The sequence below is a fragment of the Pseudomonas sp. NFXW11 genome (genome assembly GCF_049887815.1).
In the GTDB taxonomy this organism is placed as follows: Bacteria; Pseudomonadota; Gammaproteobacteria; order Pseudomonadales; family Pseudomonadaceae; genus Aquipseudomonas.
Genome location: NZ_JAGEKI010000009.1, coordinates 121450 through 141583, shown reverse-complemented (window position 1 = coordinate 141583; position 20134 = coordinate 121450). Strand labels below are relative to the sequence as shown.

General features: G+C 59.7%; 20 protein-coding genes. All 20 read right to left on the bottom strand.

Annotated features, from left to right (window positions below):
* Positions 1-35 precede the first annotated feature (35 nt).
* The 20 genes from J4P02_RS16045 to J4P02_RS15950 all read right to left on the bottom strand — a co-directional run bounded on the left by J4P02_RS16045 (position 36) and on the right by J4P02_RS15950 (position 19980).
* The gene (locus J4P02_RS16045) at positions 36-386 is read right to left on the bottom strand and encodes a hypothetical protein (RefSeq protein ID WP_426191912.1); all 351 of its coding nucleotides are present in this window, start codon (positions 384-386) and stop codon (positions 36-38) included.
* A gap of 107 nt (positions 387-493) precedes the next feature.
* Entirely contained in the window at positions 494-2326 is a 1833-nt protein-coding gene (gene glmS / locus J4P02_RS16040) for a glutamine--fructose-6-phosphate transaminase (isomerizing) (RefSeq protein WP_426191910.1), read from the bottom strand.
* Positions 2327-2336: 10 nt separating this feature from the next.
* Positions 2337-3104: a DeoR/GlpR family DNA-binding transcription regulator gene (locus J4P02_RS16035; protein WP_426191908.1), complete on the bottom strand. Its 768-nt coding sequence runs from the start codon at positions 3102-3104 to the stop codon at positions 2337-2339.
* Positions 3105-3311: 207 nt separating this feature from the next.
* Positions 3312-4679 carry a bifunctional UDP-N-acetylglucosamine diphosphorylase/glucosamine-1-phosphate N-acetyltransferase GlmU gene (glmU, locus tag J4P02_RS16030; protein WP_426191906.1) on the bottom strand — a complete coding sequence of 456 codons (1368 nt, stop codon included), beginning with the start codon at positions 4677-4679 and terminating at the stop codon, positions 3312-3314.
* Positions 4680-4791: 112 nt separating this feature from the next.
* Positions 4792-5217 (bottom strand): F0F1 ATP synthase subunit epsilon, encoded by a 426-nt coding sequence (locus J4P02_RS16025; protein WP_058438442.1) that lies wholly within the window; start codon positions 5215-5217, stop codon positions 4792-4794.
* A gap of 45 nt (positions 5218-5262) precedes the next feature.
* Complete coding sequence (gene atpD, locus J4P02_RS16020; RefSeq protein ID WP_044465897.1) at positions 5263-6639, bottom strand: F0F1 ATP synthase subunit beta; 1377 nt, start codon at positions 6637-6639, stop codon at positions 5263-5265.
* A gap of 27 nt (positions 6640-6666) precedes the next feature.
* Positions 6667-7527, bottom strand: a complete 861-nt coding sequence (atpG, locus tag J4P02_RS16015) for a F0F1 ATP synthase subunit gamma (RefSeq protein WP_031320767.1) — start codon at positions 7525-7527, stop codon at positions 6667-6669.
* A 50-nt stretch (positions 7528-7577) separates the two neighbouring features.
* Entirely contained in the window at positions 7578-9122 is a 1545-nt protein-coding gene (gene atpA / locus J4P02_RS16010) for a F0F1 ATP synthase subunit alpha (protein WP_068576573.1), read from the bottom strand.
* Positions 9123-9143: 21 nt separating this feature from the next.
* The gene (locus J4P02_RS16005) at positions 9144-9680 is read right to left on the bottom strand and encodes a F0F1 ATP synthase subunit delta (RefSeq protein ID WP_282879133.1); all 537 of its coding nucleotides are present in this window, start codon (positions 9678-9680) and stop codon (positions 9144-9146) included.
* A gap of 12 nt (positions 9681-9692) precedes the next feature.
* Positions 9693-10163, bottom strand: coding sequence for a F0F1 ATP synthase subunit B (locus J4P02_RS16000; protein ID WP_426191902.1), 471 nt, complete (start codon positions 10161-10163; stop codon positions 9693-9695).
* A gap of 57 nt (positions 10164-10220) precedes the next feature.
* Positions 10221-10478, bottom strand: coding sequence for a F0F1 ATP synthase subunit C (gene atpE, locus J4P02_RS15995; protein ID WP_002555987.1), 258 nt, complete (start codon positions 10476-10478; stop codon positions 10221-10223).
* 134 nt (positions 10479-10612) lie between these two features.
* Positions 10613-11485 carry a F0F1 ATP synthase subunit A gene (atpB, locus tag J4P02_RS15990; protein WP_426191900.1) on the bottom strand — a complete coding sequence of 291 codons (873 nt, stop codon included), beginning with the start codon at positions 11483-11485 and terminating at the stop codon, positions 10613-10615.
* Between the two features lie 16 nt (positions 11486-11501).
* Positions 11502-11909 (bottom strand): F0F1 ATP synthase subunit I, encoded by a 408-nt coding sequence (locus J4P02_RS15985; protein WP_016964883.1) that lies wholly within the window; start codon positions 11907-11909, stop codon positions 11502-11504.
* A 148-nt stretch (positions 11910-12057) separates the two neighbouring features.
* Positions 12058-12930 carry a ParB/RepB/Spo0J family partition protein gene (locus J4P02_RS15980; protein WP_426191897.1) on the bottom strand — a complete coding sequence of 291 codons (873 nt, stop codon included), beginning with the start codon at positions 12928-12930 and terminating at the stop codon, positions 12058-12060.
* A 9-nt stretch (positions 12931-12939) separates the two neighbouring features.
* The gene (locus J4P02_RS15975) at positions 12940-13737 is read right to left on the bottom strand and encodes a ParA family protein (RefSeq protein ID WP_047290154.1); all 798 of its coding nucleotides are present in this window, start codon (positions 13735-13737) and stop codon (positions 12940-12942) included.
* 18 nt (positions 13738-13755) lie between these two features.
* Complete coding sequence (gene rsmG / locus J4P02_RS15970; protein WP_426191895.1) at positions 13756-14400, bottom strand: 16S rRNA (guanine(527)-N(7))-methyltransferase RsmG; 645 nt, start codon at positions 14398-14400, stop codon at positions 13756-13758.
* Positions 14397-16289 (bottom strand): tRNA uridine-5-carboxymethylaminomethyl(34) synthesis enzyme MnmG, encoded by a 1893-nt coding sequence (gene mnmG, locus J4P02_RS15965; protein WP_426191893.1) that lies wholly within the window; start codon positions 16287-16289, stop codon positions 14397-14399. The genes rsmG and mnmG overlap by 4 nt, the downstream gene beginning before the upstream one ends.
* Before the next feature lie 547 nt (positions 16290-16836).
* Positions 16837-17535 carry a hypothetical protein gene (locus J4P02_RS15960; protein ID WP_426191891.1) on the bottom strand — a complete coding sequence of 233 codons (699 nt, stop codon included), beginning with the start codon at positions 17533-17535 and terminating at the stop codon, positions 16837-16839.
* Between the two features lie 224 nt (positions 17536-17759).
* Complete coding sequence (locus tag J4P02_RS15955) at positions 17760-18572, bottom strand: phytanoyl-CoA dioxygenase family protein (protein ID WP_426191889.1); 813 nt, start codon at positions 18570-18572, stop codon at positions 17760-17762.
* 4 nt (positions 18573-18576) lie between these two features.
* Complete coding sequence (locus J4P02_RS15950; RefSeq protein ID WP_426191887.1) at positions 18577-19980, bottom strand: amino acid permease; 1404 nt, start codon at positions 19978-19980, stop codon at positions 18577-18579.
* Positions 19981-20134: the final 154 nt, after the last annotated feature.

The window sequence follows — 20134 nt, the reverse complement described above, 5'->3', positions numbered from 1 at the left end:
GCTGACGACAGCAAGCGGCCCCGACTGTCGAAAAATTACTGCGCGTTGATCCAAGCGGAAATTTTCTTGTTTATTTCGTCCAGCAAGGCCAGCTTGCCGATCAGCACAAGCTCACACCCTGCTTCCTTGTCGCGATAGGAACAAAGCTCATGGGCATCCTCGTCTAATACCACTCTGAGGATCTGTCCATTCACTTCATTTTTCGCGGAGAACATTGGATTGGCGTCCATGAAGGGCAAGCCATTGGAAAAAAAAGTATTGTAATACGGCACTTTGAATACTTTTTCGCCAACTGGGCTCGCCTGGGCCCTCAATCGGAAATAATCATAAAAACTCCGCTCCAGCTCGAGATAGCAATCCTTATTATTCAGATAGTCATTGAACAATTTGCTACTCCACAGAAGCTGTACCAGTCATTGCTTCGATATCAACACCCTCACTTTCCGGGTCTTTTGCCATGAACATCTGACCGATGCGCGCAGCTGTGGATAACTCACTCCACCGTCACCGACTTGGCCAGGTTGCGCGGCTGGTCGACGTCGGTGCCCTTGAGCACGGCCACGTAGTAGGACAGCAGCTGCAGCGGGATGGTGTAGAGGATCGGCGAAAGGATGTCGTGGATATGCGGCATCTGGATCACGTGGGTGCCTTCACCATTGCTCATGCCGGCTTGTTCGTCGGCAAACACGATCAGTTCACCGCCACGGGCACGGACTTCCTGCAGGTTGGACTTGAGCTTCTCCAGCAGTTCGTTGTTCGGTGCCACGGTAACCACCGGCATATCGTTATCCACAAGCGCCAGCGGGCCGTGCTTGAGTTCGCCGGCCGGATAGGCTTCGGCGTGGATGTAGGAAATCTCCTTGAGCTTGAGGGAGCCTTCCATCGCCACCGGGTACTGGGCGCCACGGCCGAGGAACAGGGTGTGGTGCTTGTCGGCAAACAGCTCGGCGGTTTTCTCCACCACGCTGTCCATGGCCAGGGCTTCACCCAGGCGGGTCGGCAGGCGCCGCAGTTCTTCCACCAGCTCGGCTTCGACGCCGGCCGCCAGGGTGCCACGCACCTGGCCCAGGGACAGGGTCAGCAGCAGCAGGCTGACCAGCTGGGTGGTGAAGGCCTTGGTCGAGGCCACGCCGATTTCGCGACCGGCTTGGGTCAGCAGGGTCAGGTCCGATTCGCGCACTAGGGAGCTGATACCGACGTTGCAGATCGCCAGGCTGGCCAGGTAACCCAGCTCTTTGGCATTGCGCAGGGCAGCCAGGGTGTCGGCAGTTTCACCGGACTGGGAAATGGTCACGAACAGGCTGTCGGGCTGCACCACCACCTTGCGGTAGCGGAACTCGCTGGCCACTTCCACCTGGCACGGAATGCCGGCCAGTTCTTCCAGCCAGTAACGGGCAACCATGCCGGCGTGGTAGCTGGTGCCGCAGGCGACGATCTGCACATTGCGCACCTTGGCGAACAGTTCGGCGGCTTGCGGGCCGAAGGCCTGGACCAGCACCTGGTTGGCGCTCAGGCGGCCTTCCAGGGTGCGTTGCACCACGGATGGCTGCTCGTGGATTTCCTTGAGCATGTAGTGGCGGTATTCACCCTTGTCGGCGGCTTCGGCGCCATCGCGGTACTGCACCGCCTCGCGCTCCACGGCCTGGCCGGCGAGGTCCCAGATCTGCACGCTGTCGCGGCGGATCTCGGCGATATCGCCCTCTTCCAAGTACATGAAGCGGTCGGTGACCTGGCGCAGGGCCAGTTGGTCGGAAGCCAGGAAGTTTTCCCCCAGGCCCAGGCCGATCACCAGCGGGCTGCCGCTGCGGGCTGCAACCAGGCGGTCCGGCTGGCTGGCGCTGATCACGGCCAGGCCGTAGGCACCGTGCAGTTCCTTGACGGTGGCCTTGAGGGCCACAGTGAGGTCGCCCAGGGCCTTGAGCTTGTGGTCCAGCAGGTGGGCGATGACTTCGGTGTCGGTGTCCGAAGTGAAGGCGTAGCCCAGGGCCTTGAGCTCTTCGCGCAGGGCTTCGTGGTTCTCGATGATGCCGTTGTGCACGATCGCCAGATCGCCGGAGAAATGCGGGTGGGCGTTACGTTCGCAAGGTGCGCCGTGGGTGGCCCAGCGGGTGTGGGCGATGCCCAGGCGACCGACCAGCGGCTCGTCGCCCAGGGCCTGCTCCAGTTCGCTGACCTTGCCCGGGCGACGCATGCGCTCGAGCTTACCGGCATTGGTATAGACCGCCACACCGGCGCTGTCGTAGCCGCGGTATTCGAGGCGCTTGAGGCCTTCCAGCAAAATGGCGCTGATATTGCGTTCAGCAACGGCGCCAACAATTCCACACATGGTTTCTCTCCTAGCTGACAGCCGCGCAAATCAGAGTTATGCCGCGGGCCTGGATCTGGTCGCGGACCTCGGAAGGCAGGCGATCATCGGTAATAAGGGTATGGACGCTGCTCCATGGCAGCTCCAGGTTGGGAATCTTGCGGCCGATCTTGTCGGACTCGACCATCACCACCACTTCGCGGGCCACTTCGGCCATGACCCGGCTCAACCCCAGCAATTCGTTGAAGGTGGTGGTACCACGGGCCAGGTCGATGCCATCGGCACCGATAAACAGCTGGTCGAAGTCGTATGAGCGTAGAACCTGTTCGGCCACCTGGCCCTGGAAAGACTCGGAATGCGGGTCCCAGGTGCCGCCGGTCATCAGCAGCACCGGTTCGTGTTCCAGTTCGCTCAGGGCATTGGCCACATGCAATGAGTTGGTCATGACCACCAGGCCAGGCTGCTGGCCCAGCTCGGGGATCATCGCGGCAGTGGTGCTGCCACTGTCGATGATGATCCGCGCGTGCTCACGAATGCGCTGCACTGCGGCCCGGGCAATGGCTTGCTTGTGCCGGGACACGGGCTGGCCAATATCGCTGACCAGTTCCTGGGGCATGGTGATGGCGCCGCCGTAGCGACGCAGCAGCAGGCCATGGCTTTCCAGGGCGGCCAGGTCCTTTCGAATCGTAACTTCCGATGTTTCGAAACGCTTGGCCAGCGCGTCGACACTCACTTCGCCCTGTTCGTTGAGCAAGGCGAGGATGTTATGGCGACGTTGGGGTGTGTTGCGTTTCGACATGGTGGTTTAAGTTTCGATTCGAAAGATAACGACGCAATAAAAACCCATGACCGAAACTTCGTCAAGCGCGGAGGCGAAAAAAATCGCGAGTAGCAGCGGGGGAGTTATCCACAGAGGGTGGCGCGGGGTTCGCTGGCAAGCCAGCTCCTACAGATCGGCGTAGGAGCCGGCTTGCCGGCGAACAGGGTTCCACGCTTGTGGATAACCTTAGCCCTTGTTGATTTTCTCCGGCCGCTTCCAGCCGTCGATGTTCTTCTGCCGTGCCCGGCCTACCGCCAGTTGGGTCGGCGCCACGTTCTGGGTGATGGTGGAACCGGCAGCGGTGGTGGCCCCGGACAAGATATCCACAGGCGCCACCAGGGAGTTGTTGGAACCGATGAAGACGTCTTCGCCCAACACTGTCTTGTGCTTGTTCACCCCGTCGTAGTTGCAGGTGATGGTGCCGGCACCGATGTTGGTGCGGGCGCCGATCTGCGCGTCACCCAGGTAGGTCAGGTGGCCGGCCTTGGCGCCCTGCCCCAGGTGGGCGTTCTTCAGTTCGACAAAGTTACCCACATGGGCGCGGGCTTCCAGCACGGTGCCCGGACGCAGTCGAGCAAACGGACCGGCATCGCTGCCCTCGCCCATGACCGCGCCGTCCAAGTGGCTGTTGGCCTTGATCACCACGCCCTGGCGCAGGGTGCTGTCCTTGATCACGCAGTTGGGGCCGATCACCACGTCGTCCTCGATCACCACCCGGCCTTCGAGAATCACGTTGATGTCGATCAGCACGTCGCGGCCCACTGTCACTTCGCCGCGCACATCGAAACGTGCCGGGTCGCGCAGGGTCACGCCCTGGGCCATCAGCCGGCGCGCGGCGCGCAGCTGGTAGTGACGTTCCAGTTCCGCGAGTTGCTTGCGGTCGTTGGCGCCCTGCACTTCCATGGCGTCGTGGGGCTGCTCGGTGGCAACCAGCAGGCCGTCGCCGACGGCCATGGCAATCACGTCGGTGAGGTAGTACTCGCCCTGGGCGTTGTTGTTGGACAGACGGCTGGTCCAGTCTCCCAGGCGCTTGCCGGGCACCGCGAGAATCCCGGTGTTGCCTTCGCTGATGGCGCGCTGGGCTTCATCGGCATCTTTCTGCTCGACGATGGCCATCACCTTGCCGGCAGCGTCACGCACGATGCGGCCGTAGCCGGTGGGGTCGTCGAGCTCGACGGTGAGCAGGCCGAGCTGGTCCGGCCCGGCTTGCTGGAGCAGGCGCTGCAGGGTCTCGACCTCGATCAGCGGCACGTCGCCGTAGAGAATCAGCACGGTGTCGGCGGTGATGAAGGGCACCGCCTGGGCCACGGCGTGACCGGTACCCAGTTGCTTGTCCTGCAGCACGAAATTCAGGTCGTCGGCTGCCAGGCGCTCGCGCACCGCATCCGCGCCATGGCCGATGACCACGTGGATGCGCTGGGGAGCGAGCTGCCGGGCGCTGTGGATAACATGCCCGAGCATGGAGTTGCCGGCGACCGGATGCAGGACCTTCGGCAGCGCCGAACGCATGCGAGTGCCCTGGCCTGCTGCGAGGATAACGATTTCGAGAGACATGACTGGCTACCAATCCTGAAAGGTCAGACTGCGACCAAAAGGGGGGAATACGGAAAATAAAAAGGGTAGCCGAGGCTACCCTTTTTAATCAATCACACAGAAAGCCTGCGACTTAGCCGCCGAACTTCTTGCGGATCTGCTGGACGGTACGCAGCTGGGCTGCGGCCTCGGCCAGACGTGCAGCGGCAGAACCGTAGTCGAAATCTGCGCCTTTTTCATTCAGGGCCTTCTCAGCAGCCTTGACGGCTTCCTGAGCGGAGGCTTCGTCCAGGTCGGCAGCACGTTGCACGGTGTCGGCAAGAACCTTGACCATGTTCGGCTGAACCTCGAGGAAACCACCGGAGATGTAGAACACCTCGGTTTCCCCGCCCTGCTTGATCAAGCGGATCGGACCCGGCTTGAGGTTGGTGATCAGCGGCGCGTGGCCCAGGGCGATACCAAGATCACCCAGTTCACCGTGCGCAACCACCATCTCAACCAGACCGGAGAAGATTTCTCCTTCCGCGCTGACGATATCGCAATGGACTGTCATAGCCATCTGCTTGCCTCAACCTAAATTAGCGCCCGTTGCCGGGCGCCGGGATTACAGTTTCTTGGCTTTCTCGATCGCTTCTTCGATGCCGCCGACCATGTAGAACGCTTGTTCTGGCAGGTGGTCGTAGTCACCGTTGAGGATGCCTTTGAAGCCCGCGATGGTGTCTTTCAGGGAAACGTATTTGCCTGGAGAACCAGTGAAGACTTCAGCCACGAAGAACGGCTGCGACAAGAAGCGCTGGATCTTACGAGCGCGGGATACCAACTGCTTGTCGGCTTCCGACAGCTCGTCCATACCCAGGATCGCGATGATGTCCTTCAGCTCTTTGTAGCGCTGCAGTACGTACTGAACGCCGCGAGCGGTCTCGTAGTGCTCGTTGCCGATCACGTTCGGGTCCAGCTGACGGGAAGTCGAGTCCAGTGGGTCTACCGCTGGGTAGATACCCAGGGAAGCGATGTCACGGGACAGAACGACGGTGGCGTCCAAGTGGGCGAAGGTGGTCGCTGGCGACGGGTCGGTCAAGTCGTCCGCAGGTACGTATACCGCTTGGATCGAGGTGATCGAGCCTTGCTTGGTCGAAGTGATGCGCTCTTGCAGCACGCCCATCTCTTCAGCCAGGGTCGGCTGGTAGCCTACTGCGGAAGGCATACGGCCCAGCAGTGCGGATACTTCGGTACCGGCCAGGGTGTAACGATAGATGTTGTCGACGAACAGCAGAACGTCGTTACCTTCGTCACGGAACTTCTCGGCCATGGTCAGGCCGGTCAGCGCTACGCGCAGACGGTTTCCTGGTGGCTCGTTCATCTGGCCGTAGACCAGTGCCACTTTGTCGAGAACGTTGGAGTCCTTCATCTCGTGGTAGAAGTCGTTACCCTCACGAGTACGCTCACCCACACCGGCGAACACGGAATAACCGCTGTGCTCGATGGCGATGTTACGGATCAGTTCCATCATGTTTACGGTCTTGCCTACACCGGCACCACCGAACAGACCAACTTTACCGCCCTTGGCGAACGGGCAAACCAGGTCGATTACCTTGATCCCGGTTTCCAGCAGGTCGTTGCCGCCTGCCTGTTCTGCGAAGGAAGGAGCGGCGCGGTGGATACCCCAACGCTCTTCTTCACCGATAGGACCGGCTTCGTCGATTGGGTTGCCCAGTACGTCCATGATCCGGCCCAGGGTCGCTTTACCGACCGGTACGGAGATGGCTGCGCCAGTGTTGTTGACGTCCAGACCGCGCTTCAAGCCTTCGGTGGAGCCCATCGCAATGGTACGCACCACGCCGTCGCCCAGCTGCTGCTGAACTTCCAGAGTGGTTTCGGCGCCTTGAACCTTCAAGGCGTCGTAGATGCTCGGTACGCTGTCGCGTGGAAATTCCACGTCGATAACGGCGCCGATGATTTGAACGATACGTCCGCTACTCATAGCTGGATCCTCTGAATATTTGAACCGTTAAACCGCGGCAGCGCCGCCGACGATTTCCGAGATCTCTTGGGTGATCGCAGCCTGACGCGCCTTGTTGTAGATCAGCTGCAAATCGCTGATCAAATCACCGGCGTTGTCGGTGGCGTTCTTCATTGCGATCATCCGCGCGGCTTGTTCAGCTGCGTTGTTCTCGACCACCGCCTGGTAGACCTGCGATTCCACGTAACGGACCATCAAGCCGTCCAGCAGCTCCTTGGCATCCGGTTCGTAGAGGTAGTCCCAGTGGTGCTTGAGTTCCTGATCCGGGGTTGCCTCCAGTGGAATCAACTGCTCCACGGTCGGCTGCTGGGTCATGGTGTTGACGAACTTGTTGGATACCACGGACAGGCGGTCGATCCGGCCTTCCAGGTACGCATCCAGCATCACCTTGACGCTGCCGATCAGGTCATTGATCGACGGCTCTTCACCCAGATGGCTGATAGCTGCAACGACGTTACCGCCGAAGTTGCGGAAGAAGGCCGCACCCTTGCTACCGACCACACACAGATCGATCTCGACGCCTTGTTCGCGGTTTACCGCCATGTCCTTGACCAGGGCCTTGAACAGGTTGGTGTTCAAGCCACCACACAGACCACGGTCACTGCTCACCACGATATAACCGACGCGCTTGATGGCGCGGTCGATCATGAACGGGTGACGATATTCCGGGTTGGCGTTGGCCAGATGACCAATAACCTGGCGGATGCGCTCCGCATAAGGACGGCTAGCAGCCATGCGCATTTGTGCCTTGCGCATTTTGCTGACCGCCACTTTTTCCATGGCGCTGGTAATTTTTTGCGTGCTTTTGATGCTCGCAATCTTACTGCGAATCTCTTTTGCGCCTGCCATGTAACACCTATCAGGTTAGCAAGCGGGAGCCTTGCGGCTCCCGCTGCGGCTTACCAGGTTTGGGTGGCCTTGAACTTCTCGATACCGGCTTTCAGGCCAGCGTCGATTTCGTCATTGAAGTCACCCTTCACGTTGATCTTCGCCATCAGGTCGGCGTGATCGCGGTTGAAGTAAGCAATCAGCGCTTGTTCGAAGCTGCCGATCTTGGTGATTTCGACGTCAGTCAGGAACCCACGCTCAGCGGCATACAGCGACAGCGACATGTCAGCGATGGACATAGGCGCGTATTGCTTCTGCTTCATCAGCTCGGTAACGCGCTGACCGTGTTCAAGTTGCTTACGGGTCGCTTCGTCCAGGTCAGAAGCGAACTGGGCGAATGCCGCCAGTTCACGGTACTGAGCCAGAGCGGTACGGATACCACCGGACAGCTTCTTGATGATCTTGGTCTGAGCGGCACCACCTACGCGGGATACCGAAACACCGGCGTTCACTGCAGGGCGGATGCCCGAGTTGAACATGGCCGATTCCAGGAAGATCTGACCGTCGGTGATGGAAATCACGTTGGTCGGAACGAACGCGGAAACGTCGCCAGCCTGGGTTTCGATGATCGGCAGCGCGGTCAGGGAACCGGTCTTGCCAGTGACTGCACCGTTGGTGAACTTCTCTACGTACTCTTCGGAAACGCGGGAAGCGCGCTCCAGCAGACGGGAGTGGAGATAGAACACGTCACCTGGGTAGGCTTCACGGCCTGGTGGACGGCGCAGCAGCAGGGAAATCTGGCGGTAGGCCACTGCTTGCTTGGACAGATCGTCATAAACGATCAGCGCGTCTTCACCGCGGTCACGGAAGTATTCACCCATGGTGCAACCGGAGTACGGAGCCAGGAACTGCAGGGCAGCCGATTCCGAAGCACTGGCGGCAACGATGATGGTGTTGGCCAGGGCGCCGTTTTCTTCCAGCTTGCGAACCACGTTGGCGATGGTCGATTGCTTCTGACCGATGGCTACGTAGACGCAGAAAATGCCGCTGTCTTTCTGGTTGATGATCGCGTCGATCGCCAGAGCGGTCTTACCGATCTGACGGTCACCGATGATCAGCTCACGCTGGCCACGGCCGACAGGGATCATGGCATCGACAGCCTTGTAGCCAGTCTGTACAGGCTGGTCTACCGACTTACGCCAGATCACGCCTGGAGCAACTTTCTCGACCGCGTCGGTCTCGGTGTTGTTCAGCGGACCTTTGCCGTCAACTGGGTTACCCAGTGCGTCGACTACGCGACCCAGCAGTTCCTTACCAACCGGAACTTCGAGGATGCGGCCGGTGCACTTGGCGCTCATGCCTTCAGCCAGAGTGGTGTACGCGCCCAGTACTACGGCACCTACAGAGTCTTGCTCGAGGTTGAGGGCCATACCGTAGACGCCGCCCGGAAACTCGATCATCTCGCCGTACATTACGTCGGCCAGACCGTGAATCCGCACGATGCCGTCAGATACGCTGACGACAGTGCCTTCGTTACGGGCTTGGGAGGTCACATCGAGTTTTTCGATGCGGCCCTTGATAATTTCACTTATTTCGGAAGGATTGAGTTGCTGCATTGCTCTGCTGCCCCTTCAAACTCAAGATTTCAATGCTTCGGCAAGATTCGCGAGTTTGCCGCGAATCGAGCCATCGATAACCAGGTCGCCGGCGCGGATTACGACGCCACCAATCAGGCTGGCATCCTCCGCAGCGTGCAGTCGCACTTCCCGGCCGAGCCGTGCACTGAGAACCTTGGCGAGTTTGTCTTGCTGTTCTTGGTTCAATGCGAAAGCACTGGTTACATCCACGTCCACCGATTTCTCTTGTTCGGCCTTGTACAGGTCGAACAGAGCGGAGATCTCCGGCAACAGCAGGAGACGGTCGTTTTCGGCGGCAACCTGAATGAAATTCTGTGCCTGTGCATCAAACTTGTCGCCACACACCTCGATGAAGGTGCTGGCCTTTTCTGCGCTCGTCAGTCGCGGGGCCTTAAGCACGCGCTGCATGGTGTCATCTTGTGACACCGCTGCAGCCAGGCCGAGCATGGCTGACCAAGAGGCCAGCTGCTGGTGGGCCTGAGCGTGCTCGAAGGCCGCCTTAGCGTAAGGTCGGGCCAACGTGGTCAGTTCTGCCATGATCGCCCTCGCTTAAATTTCAGCAGCCAGTTTGTTAACCAGCTCTGCGTGCGCGTTTTGATCGATTGTGGCACCCAGGATCTTCTCTGCGCCGTTGACTGCCAGGCTGCCCAGTTGGGCGCGCAGCGCGTCTTTGACACCGTTCAGTTCCTGCTCGATCTCGGCCTGAGCCTGAGCCTTCACACGTTCAGCTTCGACGCGAGCCTGTTCCCGGGCTTCGTCGACGATCTGAGAACCGCGCTTCTTGGCTTGCTCGATGATTTCAGCTGCCTGAGTTTTAGCTTCGCGCAGTTGCTGACCCGCTTTATCTTGGGCCAGTTCCAGGTCACGAGCTGCTCGGCTGGCAGCGTCCAGTCCATCCGCGATCTTCTTTTGACGTTCGTGCAGAGCTGCAATGACCGGAGGCCAAATGAACTTCATGCAGAACAATACAAAAATCAAGAACGCAACGGACTGGCCAATCAGGGTTGCATTAATGTTCACGCCAACACCTCGCTCGTTCGTTGTCCGTCACACCAATCAACTCGAATACTCGAGTGATTAGCCAGCGAGTTGACCAACGAAGGGGTTTGCGAAGGTGAAGAACAGAGCAATACCAACACCGATCATGGTTACGGCGTCGAGCAGACCGGCAACGATGAACATCTTAACTTGCAGCATTGGAACCATTTCTGGTTGACGCGCAGCGCCTTCCAGGAACTTGCCGCCCAGCAGGCCGAAACCAATTGCGGTACCCAGTGCGCCCAGGCCGATCAACAGTGCAACAGCGATAGCGGTTAGACCAACTACAGTTTCCATCTTTCCTCCCGACTTTTACGTCGTATGGTTTAGGTTTTTTAGATTAAAGCGGTAAAACAAATCGTTTCATTGAGCCCCGCAAAGGGCACCCTCTCGCCACAACGAGAGGGACATCAGTACAGCAGAAGCTGGACTTAATGATTCTCTTCGTGAGCCATCGACAGGTAGACGATGGTCAGCATCATGAAGATGAAGGCCTGCAGGGTGATGATCAGGATGTGGAACACAGCCCACGCCCACTGCAGAACCACACCCATGCCGCTGAGCCACAGCAGGCCGCTGCCGAACATCACTGCAATCAGGATGAACACCAGCTCGCCGGCATACATGTTGCCGAACAGACGCAGTGCCAGAGAGATTGGCTTGGCGATCAGGGTCACGAACTCCAGCAGGAAGTTCACCGGAATCAGCAGCGCCTGAACCAGGATGTTCTTGCTGCCGAACGGGTGCAGGGTCAGTTCGCCGATGAAGCCGCCGATGCCCTTGACCTTGATGCTGTAGAAAATGATCAGCGCGAACACCGACAGAGCCATGCCCAGGGTGGCATTCGGGTCAGTGGTGGAAACAGCGCGGAATGGGATGTGCGGGTCGCCCGAGAGCAGCATCGCCAGTTGCGGGATCCAGTCCACAGGCACCAGGTCGATGGCGTTCATCAGGAACACCCAGACGAAGATGGTCAGTGCCAGCGGTGCAATCACCGGGCTGCGACCGTGGAAGCTGTCCTTCACGCTGCCATCGACGAAGCCAACCATCACTTCAACGAAGTTCTGCAGCGCGCCCGGCACGCCGGAAGTCGCCTTCTTGGCCGCCATGCGGAACAGGAGAATGAAGATCACACCCAGTGCGACGGACCAGCCGAGGGTATCGACGTGGAACGCCCAGAAGCCCATTTCCTTGGCTTCTGCTGCGGAGTGGGCAAAGCCCCAGCTCCCATTGGGTAGCTGACCGAAGGTCAGGTTCTGCAAGTGGTGCTGGATATAGCCCGAAGCGGTTGTTTCTGCTGACATGGTTGCCTCAAACGCCCTAAGGTCTCGAAAGTCTTGTTCTCATTAGCAGGGGCGCGAACCAGCTGACCAGTTGGGTCAGCACGAAGACGCCGAATACAGCCAGCGGCGCCAATGGCTTCACACCTGCAAACGTCAATGCAAAAAGCACTGCCGTCAAAATCAATTTGCCCGCCTCGCCGGCATAAAAAGACCGGACTATGGCTTGGGCTGCTCGGGCGCCGGAAAACCGAAATGCCCGGTGAGCGAAATACACATTGGGCAGCAAGGCTATCAGTCCTCCGCAAAGGCCTGAGTATCCGGCAACGACTCCACGCCATTGCCAGAGCGCCAGAGCGGCAATCAGTAATATGACCAACTGAGCCAATAAAACCGGAAAAACCGCCAAGCGATGAAACGGCAAGCGGTTTGGCGTGCGGGTTTCCATCGCTCTTGCTCCTCAAGGGTCGGCTGCCAGAATTCAATAACTTGGCATAATTTGTGCCGACAAAATGCGCGCAGAGTATAGGGGCGGTTCAGCCCCTATTCAACTGCCGGGTAGTGATTTCCGACTGCACGCTACATAAGGAAATGTTTCAGCGGATGTGAGCGAGTACGCCTTGCAACTCATCCAGAGAGTTGTAGCCGATCACCAGTTGCCCCTTGCCCTTCTTGCCGTGGCGAATCTGCACCGCAGAGCCCAGGCGCTCGGCCAGGCGCTGTTCGAGTCGGGCGATATCCGGGTCGGGTTTGGCGGCTTCGACAGGCTCGGGTTTGCCACTCAGCCACTGGCGCACCAGGGCTTCGGTCTGGCGAACGGTGAGGCCTCGTGCGACAACGTGTCGCGCCCCTTCAACCTGTTGATTTTCCGGCAATCCGAGCAAGGCACGGGCGTGCCCCATTTCCAGGTCACCGTGGGACAGCATGGTCTTGATCACCTCGGGCAAGGCAATCAGGCGCAGCAGGTTGGCCACGCTGACGCGGGACTTGCCCACCGCCTCGGCGACCTGTTGCTGAGTCAGCTGGAATTCCTGCTGCAAGCGCTGCAGGGCCACCGCTTCCTCGATGGGATTGAGGTCCTCGCGCTGGATGTTCTCGATCAGCGCCATGGCGATGGCGGTTTCATCCGGCACATCGCGGACCATCGCCGGGATGGTTTCCTGGCCAGCCTGCTGGCTGGCGCGCCAGCGACGTTCGCCGGCGATGATTTCAAAGCGTCCGGCACCGATGGGGCGTACCACGATCGGCTGCATCACGCCCTGGGTCTTGATCGAGCTGGCCAGTTCTTCCAGCGCCTGGGGGTCCATGTCCCGGCGCGGCTGGTACTTGCCGCGCTGGATCAGGTCCAGCGGCAGGTGCTGCAGCTCGCGCTGGTCGACCTGGGTGGCTTGTTCTTCCAGGGCACTGACAGTCGGACCACTCAACAGTGCATCCAGTCCACGTCCGAGACCTCGTTTCTTGACGGCCATGGGGATTCCTTAAGTTGGCTGGGCGGCTGCGACGCGGGATTGTTTACGTTGCCGGCGAACCATCTCGCCCGCCAGGGCCAGGTAGGCCAGCGCACCACGGGATTGCTTGTCGTAGGCCAGTGCCGGCATGCCATAGCTCGGCGCCTCGGCCAGACGGATATTGCGCGGAATCACCGTGTCGTACAGCTGATCGCCGAAGTGTTCCTTGAGCTGTGCGGACACATCGTTCATCAGGCTCAAGCGCGGGTCGAACATGGTGCGCAGCAAGCCCTCGATCTTCAGCTCGGGGTTGAGCAGTTCGCCGATGCGCTTGATGTTATCCACAAGGTCGCTCAAGCCTTCCAGCGCGTAGTACTCGCACTGCATGGGGATAATCACCCCATCGGCGGCCACCAGGGCGTTCAGGGTGAGCATCGACAGCGACGGCGGGCAGTCGATCAGGATGTAGTCGTAGTTTTCGCGGATCGGCGCCAGCGCGCTGCGCAGGCGGCTTTCCTTCATCTGCATTTCCAGCAGCACCACTTCCGCGGCAGTCAGGTCGCGGTTGGCCGGCAGCAGTTGATAACCGCCGTGCTCGGAGAAATGCATGGCCTGGGCCAGGTCGCACTCGCCGATCAGCAGGTCGTAGACCGAGTTTTCCAGGCCATGTTTATCCACACCGCTACCCATGGTGGCGTTGCCCTGTGGATCGAGATCGATCAGCAGCACCCGACGCTTGGTCGCGACCAGGGATGCTGCGAGGTTGATGCAGGTGGTGGTCTTGCCCACACCACCCTTCTGGTTCGCTATCGCGAATACCTTAGCCATTCTTGCTTGTGTTCCCAATCATGCCGTGCGGCGCAGTATCAGCAGATGGCGTTGGCCTTGGCAACCGGGTACGGCCAAGGCGTGTTCGCTATCGAGGTGGAAGTCTGCCGGCAATGCTAACAGCTCATCCGAGGGATGGACGCCCTTCATTGCCAGCCAGCGGGTATCGCGGTCGCCGAGGTGGCGGGTCCAGTTGGTGAAGTTCTCCATGCTGCTGAATGCCCGGGAAATGATCCCGTTGAATGGCTGTTCAGGCGTGAAGGCTTCGACCCGGCTGTGGATAACTTGCAGGTTATCCAGTTTGAGTTCGAGTTTGACCTGGGTCAGGAAGCGGGTCTTCTTGCCATTGCTGTCCAGGCAGGTGACCTGGGACTCGGGAAACAGGATGGCCAAGGGGATGCCGGGCATCCCGCCGCCACTGCCAACATCCAGCCAGCGGCCGTTGTCGATGAAGGACATCACGCTCAGGCTGTCGAGCAGGTGCCGCGAAACCATTTCGTCCGGATCGCGCACCGCGGTCAGGTTGTAGGCCTGGTTCCATTTGATCAACAGGGCCAGGTAACCCAGCAGTTGCTCGTGCTGGTTCGCGCTCAGTTCGACGCCAAGCTGGCGCGCGCCTGTGGATAATTCATCCGCGTGTTGCGAGGTGACCAATGAACTCAAGCGCTTTGCTCCAACTGACGGCCAGCGCCGCGTTTTTTCAGGTGAATCATCAACAGGGAAATGGCTGCGGGGGTCACACCCGGGATGCGTGAAGCCTGGCCCAGGGTTTCCGGACGAGTGGCGCCGAGCTTGCTCTGGATTTCCTTGGACAGCCCGGAAATCCCCGTGTAATCGATATCCACAGGCAATTTGGTGTCTTCACTGGCCCGCAGACGGGCAATTTCGTCCTGCTGGCGATCGATGTAGCCGGCGTACTTGGTCTTGATCTCGACCTGTTCCGCGACCTGTGGATCTTCCGCGCCCTGGCCTGTCACTTCCACCAGGCCAGCGTAGTCGATTTCCGGACGGCTCAGCAGGTTCAGCAGGTTGTACTCGTGGGTCAGCGGCGTGCCGAATTTTTCCGCAATGGCATCGCCCTGCTCGGTTCCGGGACGAACCCAGGTAGATTTCAAACGCTGCTCTTCCAGGGCAATGCCTTCGCGTTTCTTGCAAAAGGCGGCCCAGCGCACGTCATCCACCAGGCCCAATTCGCGGCCTTTTTCGGTCAGGCGCAGATCGGCGTTGTCTTCCCGCAGGATCAGCCGGTATTCCGCCCGGGACGTAAACATCCGGTAGGGTTCCTGGGTTCCCAGGGTAATCAGGTCGTCCACCAGCACGCCGATATAGGCCTCGTCGCGACGCGGGCACCAGCTGTCCTTGCCCTGGGCGCGCAATGCGGCGTTGGCTCCGGCCAACAATCCCTGGGCCCCGGCCTCTTCGTAGCCTGTGGTGCCGTTGATCTGGCCGGCGAAGAACAGACCGCCGATGGCCTTGGTTTCCAGGCTGTATTTCAGGTCCCGCGGGTCGAAATAGTCGTATTCGATGGCATAGCCCGGACGCACGATATGGGCGTTTTCCATGCCGCGGATCGACTGCACGATTTGCAACTGCACATCGAATGGCAGGGATGTGGATATCCCGTTCGGATACAGCTCATGGGTGGTCAGGCCTTCGGGCTCGATGAACACCTGATGACTTTCCTTGTCGGCAAAGCGATGGATCTTGTCTTCGATCGACGGGCAATAGCGCGGGCCAATGCCTTCGATCACCCCGGAATACATCGGCGAACGATCGAGGTTCGAGGCAATGATCTCGTGGGTCCGGGCGTTGGTATGGGTGATCCAGCAGCTGACCTGCCGTGGATGCTGTTCCTTGGAACCGAGGAACGACATCACCGGAATCGGCGTATCGCCCGGCTGCTCGGTCATCACCGAGAAATCCACGGAACGCGCGTCGATACGCGGAGGGGTACCGGTTTTCAGGCGACCGACTCGCAGCGGCAGTTCGCGCAGGCGATGGGCCAGGGCAATCGACGGTGGATCACCGGCGCGCCCGCCGGAGAAGTTCTGCATGCCGATGTGGATAAGTCCACCGAGGAAGGTGCCGGTGGTCAGCACCACCGAATCGGCGAAGAACCGCAGGCCCATCTGGGTGACCACACCCCGTACCTGGTCCTGCTCGACGATCAGGTCATCGGCAGCCTGCTGGAATATCCACAGGTTGGGCTGGTTCTCGAGAATCTCGCGCACCGCCGCCTTGTACAGAATGCGGTCGGCCTGAGCCCGGGTTGCGCGTACAGCCGGACCTTTGCGGCTGTTAAGCACGCGAAACTGAATACCACCTTTATCGGTAGCCATGGCCATCGCGCCGCCCAGGGCATCGATTTCCTTGACCAGATGGCTCTTGCCAATGCCGCCAATCGCCGGATTGCAGCTCATGGCACCGAGGGTTTCCACGTTATGCGTCAGCAACAGGGTTTTAACCCCCATGCGTGCTGATGCAAGTGCTGCCTCGGTACCGGCATGACCGCCGCCGATGACGATCACTTCAAAACGGGAAGGGAAATCCACCACGCACCTCGTGCCTGCTTCAAGTAGGAGTAATTAGGAGTAGTTGTCGGGTTGGTTTTTGGACCAAGGCGGCAAGTATAGGGACTTCGCCCTTTCTAAAGAACCCTTTGCACAAAATTTAACCAGCTGTGGATGAATCACAGACAAAAGAAATAAAGAGAGAGAAATTTAATAAAACCTTGTTTTTATGTTTATTCTTATGCCTCGACCTTTCTGTGGATAGATTGCTACAGCCCTTTACATTCAATGTGTACAGAGATTTTAAACTCTGTGATTAGGTGGCAATAAGGCCCTTGGATAACCGATTTAAACCTGTGGATGAATGGGGTGGTTATCCACAGGGTGGGTTTTCCTCAGGATCCAAGCCCGTTTATCAACGGAGCTGAAGGGCAGTTATTCACAGGGCTTAATCCACAGAAAATCGCCCCCTGGGTCGAACCAACGCCCACCACAAAGCACTCCGTCGAAGCAGTACTGCGACAAAACGATCAACCAGGAAGGACAGACCGTCGCAACGGCCTGTCTGTGGAAAACAATCAGCGGGTATTCAGGTGGTGCTGCGAGTCAGGCGTGCCTGAACCCACCAGCTCAGCGCCAGCAGCAAGGCGGCCAGGGCTACCCAGTACTTTTTCAGCAGCAGGTTCCCGCGTTCCAGGGCATCCATATGCCGATAGGCAAAGGCATCCGCCAATTTCTGCGCGTGCAGTTGCCCTACCTCACTACCCTGCGCTGTTGCGGTGAGGCTCAGGACAAAGGGCCTGTCGATACCGTGGTTGCCCTGCAGCAGCGCAATGATCGGGTTTCTTGTTTCAATAGTGGAATCGTGGATCCAGCCTGAGGATTGCAGGGCGTCCAGGCCCTGGCCTTCGGCCGTGGCAACCTGCACATGGCGGGCGTCATAGGCGCTGCCCTTGGGGTCGGGAAGGTCCACGGAAACCAGCCAGTGCTGGCCGTGATCCTTGGGAAACACCAGGCCCAGCACTTCCGAGGCCACTGCCGTCGGGTCCAGGGAATGCAACACCTGGAAAGCGTGCGGAGGCCCGACGAATACATAGTCCTGTGCCAGCTCCAGGGTCGCCTTGCCCAGCAACTCGATACTGGCAGGACCCGTCACGGCGACCCGACTGGCCTGCTCGAAGACCTTGTCGCGCTCGATCGTCGATGGTCGTTCGGCAGAGGGTTGAGCCATCAGGCCCTGGCATGCGAGGACCAGGCCCAGGGCTACAAAGCTACGACTGAAGCGCATAAACACCTTCCCTAACCTAAGGTTCATACACTGGCCGGCGACTGTTTCATCCGGGCATGCCCAGCGGCTGCACGCAGGCCCACCAAATTGCAGCAACCGGCGATGGTGGTCCGCTTTTGCAGGGGGAAATATCGGATAAGTCTGATTCTGCTGTGCGGGAATCCGATGCCCCTGTTTGTCCACAGGGGGGCGGATGCATCAAGGCGTTTTGTGGATAAAACGCCTTAGATGGGCCAGAGCTGTGGAAACAGCTCATGTTCCAGAGGGGCATCGGCGGGCAACTGCTCCCTCAAGCCGGGAAATTCCGGCGAGGTACGCCAAGGGCGCGGGGCATGACGCATGTCCTCGCCGAGAAAACGCAGGGAAAAGGCTCGGCGCCGGCGATCACCGCCCACACCACCGGAGGCATGCAGGGTCAGCATGTGGAAAAACACCGCATCGCCAGGCTGCAGCTCCCAACCAAGTATGTTCCACGCGCCCCGATCGGCTTCTATATCGGGCAGGTCCGCCAGGCTGCCTTCGGGGAACCACTTGGCCTGGTGGTCGAGAAAGGTTCGCGGCATCAACCAGGGCCCCAGGTGCGAGCCGGCAACGAATTCCAGGGTCGACTCCCGGGTGACCGGGTCCACCGGCATCCACATGCTGCAGTTCTGCCGTCCTTCGACGTTGTAATAGGGCTGATCCTGATGCCAGGGCGTGCGCTGCCGGGTATTGGGTTCCTTGACCAGCAGGTGGTCGTGATACAGCCGGGCCTGTGCACAACCCATCAACTGCGCGGCCACATGGCCAACCCGGCTGTCGAAGATAAAACGCCGATAAGCCGGGTTTTCCTGCCAGTTGCAGAAGTCCTCGAAAAACCAGCCCGGATCGTCCGGACGACTGGCGACCTTGGCCCGCTCGCTGGGGCGCGCCAGGTTGTGTTCGATGCCCTGTTCCAGCAAGGCCACCTCGTCGGGGTTGAACAATTGGCGGATGCACACCGCACCGTCACGCTGGAAGGCCTTGAGTGTGGCGAGCGGCAGTTGATATGAGCGCATGGCGTTATCCCTTGTGCTGAGTCTGAATACCGGAGGCCTGGTCCAGGTCACTCGGTCTGATCCATATCCAGTAGGCCAGCGACAGCAGTGCCAGCCAGCCCACTCCCACATACAGCGCCAGGCGGGTATCGGCGAAGGCCCCCAGCACGGCGAAGATAAACAGCATGAAGATCACCGCGCCAAGCTGAGCAGCCGGGCCCAACGGCACCGGGAACTGCAGCTCGCGGATCTGCGCTGCGCTCATGCCACGACGCATGGCCATCTGCGACAGCAGAATCATCAACCAGACCCAGACCACCGAAAAGGTCACCAGCGAGGCGAAGATCAGGAACAGTTCCTCCGGAACCCAGTAGTTGAGCAGCACCCCGAACAACAGCGCCAGCGACATCACCAGCACCGTCATCCAGGGCACCCCGGAACGCGAGGTGCTGGCGAAGACCCTGGGCGCCTGGCCAATGGCGGCCATGCCGTAGAGCATGCGCCCGGCACTGAAGATGTCGCTGTTGATCGCCGACACCACCGCCGAGATCACCACGATGTTCAACAGGGTAGCCGCCGAATCTATCCCCAGGCTGCTGAATATCTGCACGAACGGGCTGCCCTGGCTGCCGACGCTCGACCAGGGCAGCAGCATCAACAACACCAGCAGGGTCAGCACATAGAAGATCAGGATGCGCAGCGGCACCGAGTTGATGGCCTTGGGAATCATCCGTTGTGGGTCCTTGGCCTCGCCGGCGGTAATGCCGATCACCTCGATCCCGCCGAAAGCGAACATGACAATGGTGAAGGAGGCGATCATGCCCTCCAGCCCATTGGGGAAGAAACCGCCGTATTCCCAGAGATTGGCCAGGCCCACGCTGCCCTGCCCCTCTCCCAGGCGAATGCCGAAGAACAGCAAGGTAAAGCCGCCAACTATCATGGCGAGGATGGCGCAGACCTTGAGCAGCGACAGCCAGAACTCCAGCTCGCCAAACACCCGCACGTTGCATAGGTTCAAGGCCGCGATGCCGAGGACAATGCTCAGTACCCAGATCCACCTGGGGGTATCGGGAAACCACAGGCCCATGTAGAGGCCAAAGGCGGTGACGTCCGCCAGGCACACCATCAGCATCGAGAAGGCGTAGCTCCAGCCGGTCAGAAACCCGGCATAGCGCCCAAGATACTGGCTGGCGTAATGCCCGAAGGAGCCGGATACCGGCGTTCTGACCGCCATCTCGCCCAGGGCGCGCATGGTCAGGTAGATGGCCGCGCCACCAATCAGATAGGCCAGCAGCACCGAGGGGCCGGCCCTCTGGATAGCCGCCGCCGAACCGTAGAACAACCCGGTGCCGATGGCCGAGCCCAGGGCGATGAAGCGGATGTGCCGGGTGCTCAGGCCACGGTGTAAAGCAGAGCCCGCGTTAGCCATTGTCTGTTCCTTGAATGCAGGTTCATCGGGACCAGCCGGCGTCCACAGCCGGCCCAGGCGTTTAGTCGAGGTGGATTTCCTCGGCTGTACAAGCCTGTACATTGATCGGGATGCAAATCAGGGACCAGAGGCAAAAACAGCGGAAACCCCGGGT

Coding starts and splice junctions, on each gene's coding strand:
- J4P02_RS15985 (WP_016964883.1), bottom strand. CDS start 11,909: ATGGAAACCCGCACGCCAAACCGCTTGCCGTTTCATCGCTTGGCGGTT.
- atpG (WP_031320767.1), bottom strand. CDS start 7,527: ATGGCAGGCGCAAAAGAGATTCGCAGTAAGATTGCGAGCATCAAAAGC.
- J4P02_RS16005 (WP_282879133.1), bottom strand. CDS start 9,680: ATGGCAGAACTGACCACGTTGGCCCGACCTTACGCTAAGGCGGCCTTC.
- atpA (WP_068576573.1), bottom strand. CDS start 9,122: ATGCAGCAACTCAATCCTTCCGAAATAAGTGAAATTATCAAGGGCCGC.
- atpB (WP_426191900.1), bottom strand. CDS start 11,485: ATGTCAGCAGAAACAACCGCTTCGGGCTATATCCAGCACCACTTGCAG.
- J4P02_RS15955 (WP_426191889.1), bottom strand. CDS start 18,572: ATGCGCTCATATCAACTGCCGCTCGCCACACTCAAGGCCTTCCAGCGT.
- J4P02_RS15960 (WP_426191891.1), bottom strand. CDS start 17,535: ATGCGCTTCAGTCGTAGCTTTGTAGCCCTGGGCCTGGTCCTCGCATGC.
- J4P02_RS16035 (WP_426191908.1), bottom strand. CDS start 3,104: ATGTCGAAACGCAACACACCCCAACGTCGCCATAACATCCTCGCCTTG.
- glmU (WP_426191906.1), bottom strand. CDS start 4,679: ATGTCTCTCGAAATCGTTATCCTCGCAGCAGGCCAGGGCACTCGCATG.
- J4P02_RS15975 (WP_047290154.1), bottom strand. CDS start 13,737: ATGGCTAAGGTATTCGCGATAGCGAACCAGAAGGGTGGTGTGGGCAAG.
- atpD (WP_044465897.1), bottom strand. CDS start 6,639: ATGAGTAGCGGACGTATCGTTCAAATCATCGGCGCCGTTATCGACGTG.
- J4P02_RS16025 (WP_058438442.1), bottom strand. CDS start 5,217: ATGGCTATGACAGTCCATTGCGATATCGTCAGCGCGGAAGGAGAAATC.
- atpE (WP_002555987.1), bottom strand. CDS start 10,478: ATGGAAACTGTAGTTGGTCTAACCGCTATCGCTGTTGCACTGTTGATC.
- glmS (WP_426191910.1), bottom strand. CDS start 2,326: ATGTGTGGAATTGTTGGCGCCGTTGCTGAACGCAATATCAGCGCCATT.
- J4P02_RS15980 (WP_426191897.1), bottom strand. CDS start 12,930: ATGGCCGTCAAGAAACGAGGTCTCGGACGTGGACTGGATGCACTGTTG.
- J4P02_RS15950 (WP_426191887.1), bottom strand. CDS start 19,980: ATGGCTAACGCGGGCTCTGCTTTACACCGTGGCCTGAGCACCCGGCAC.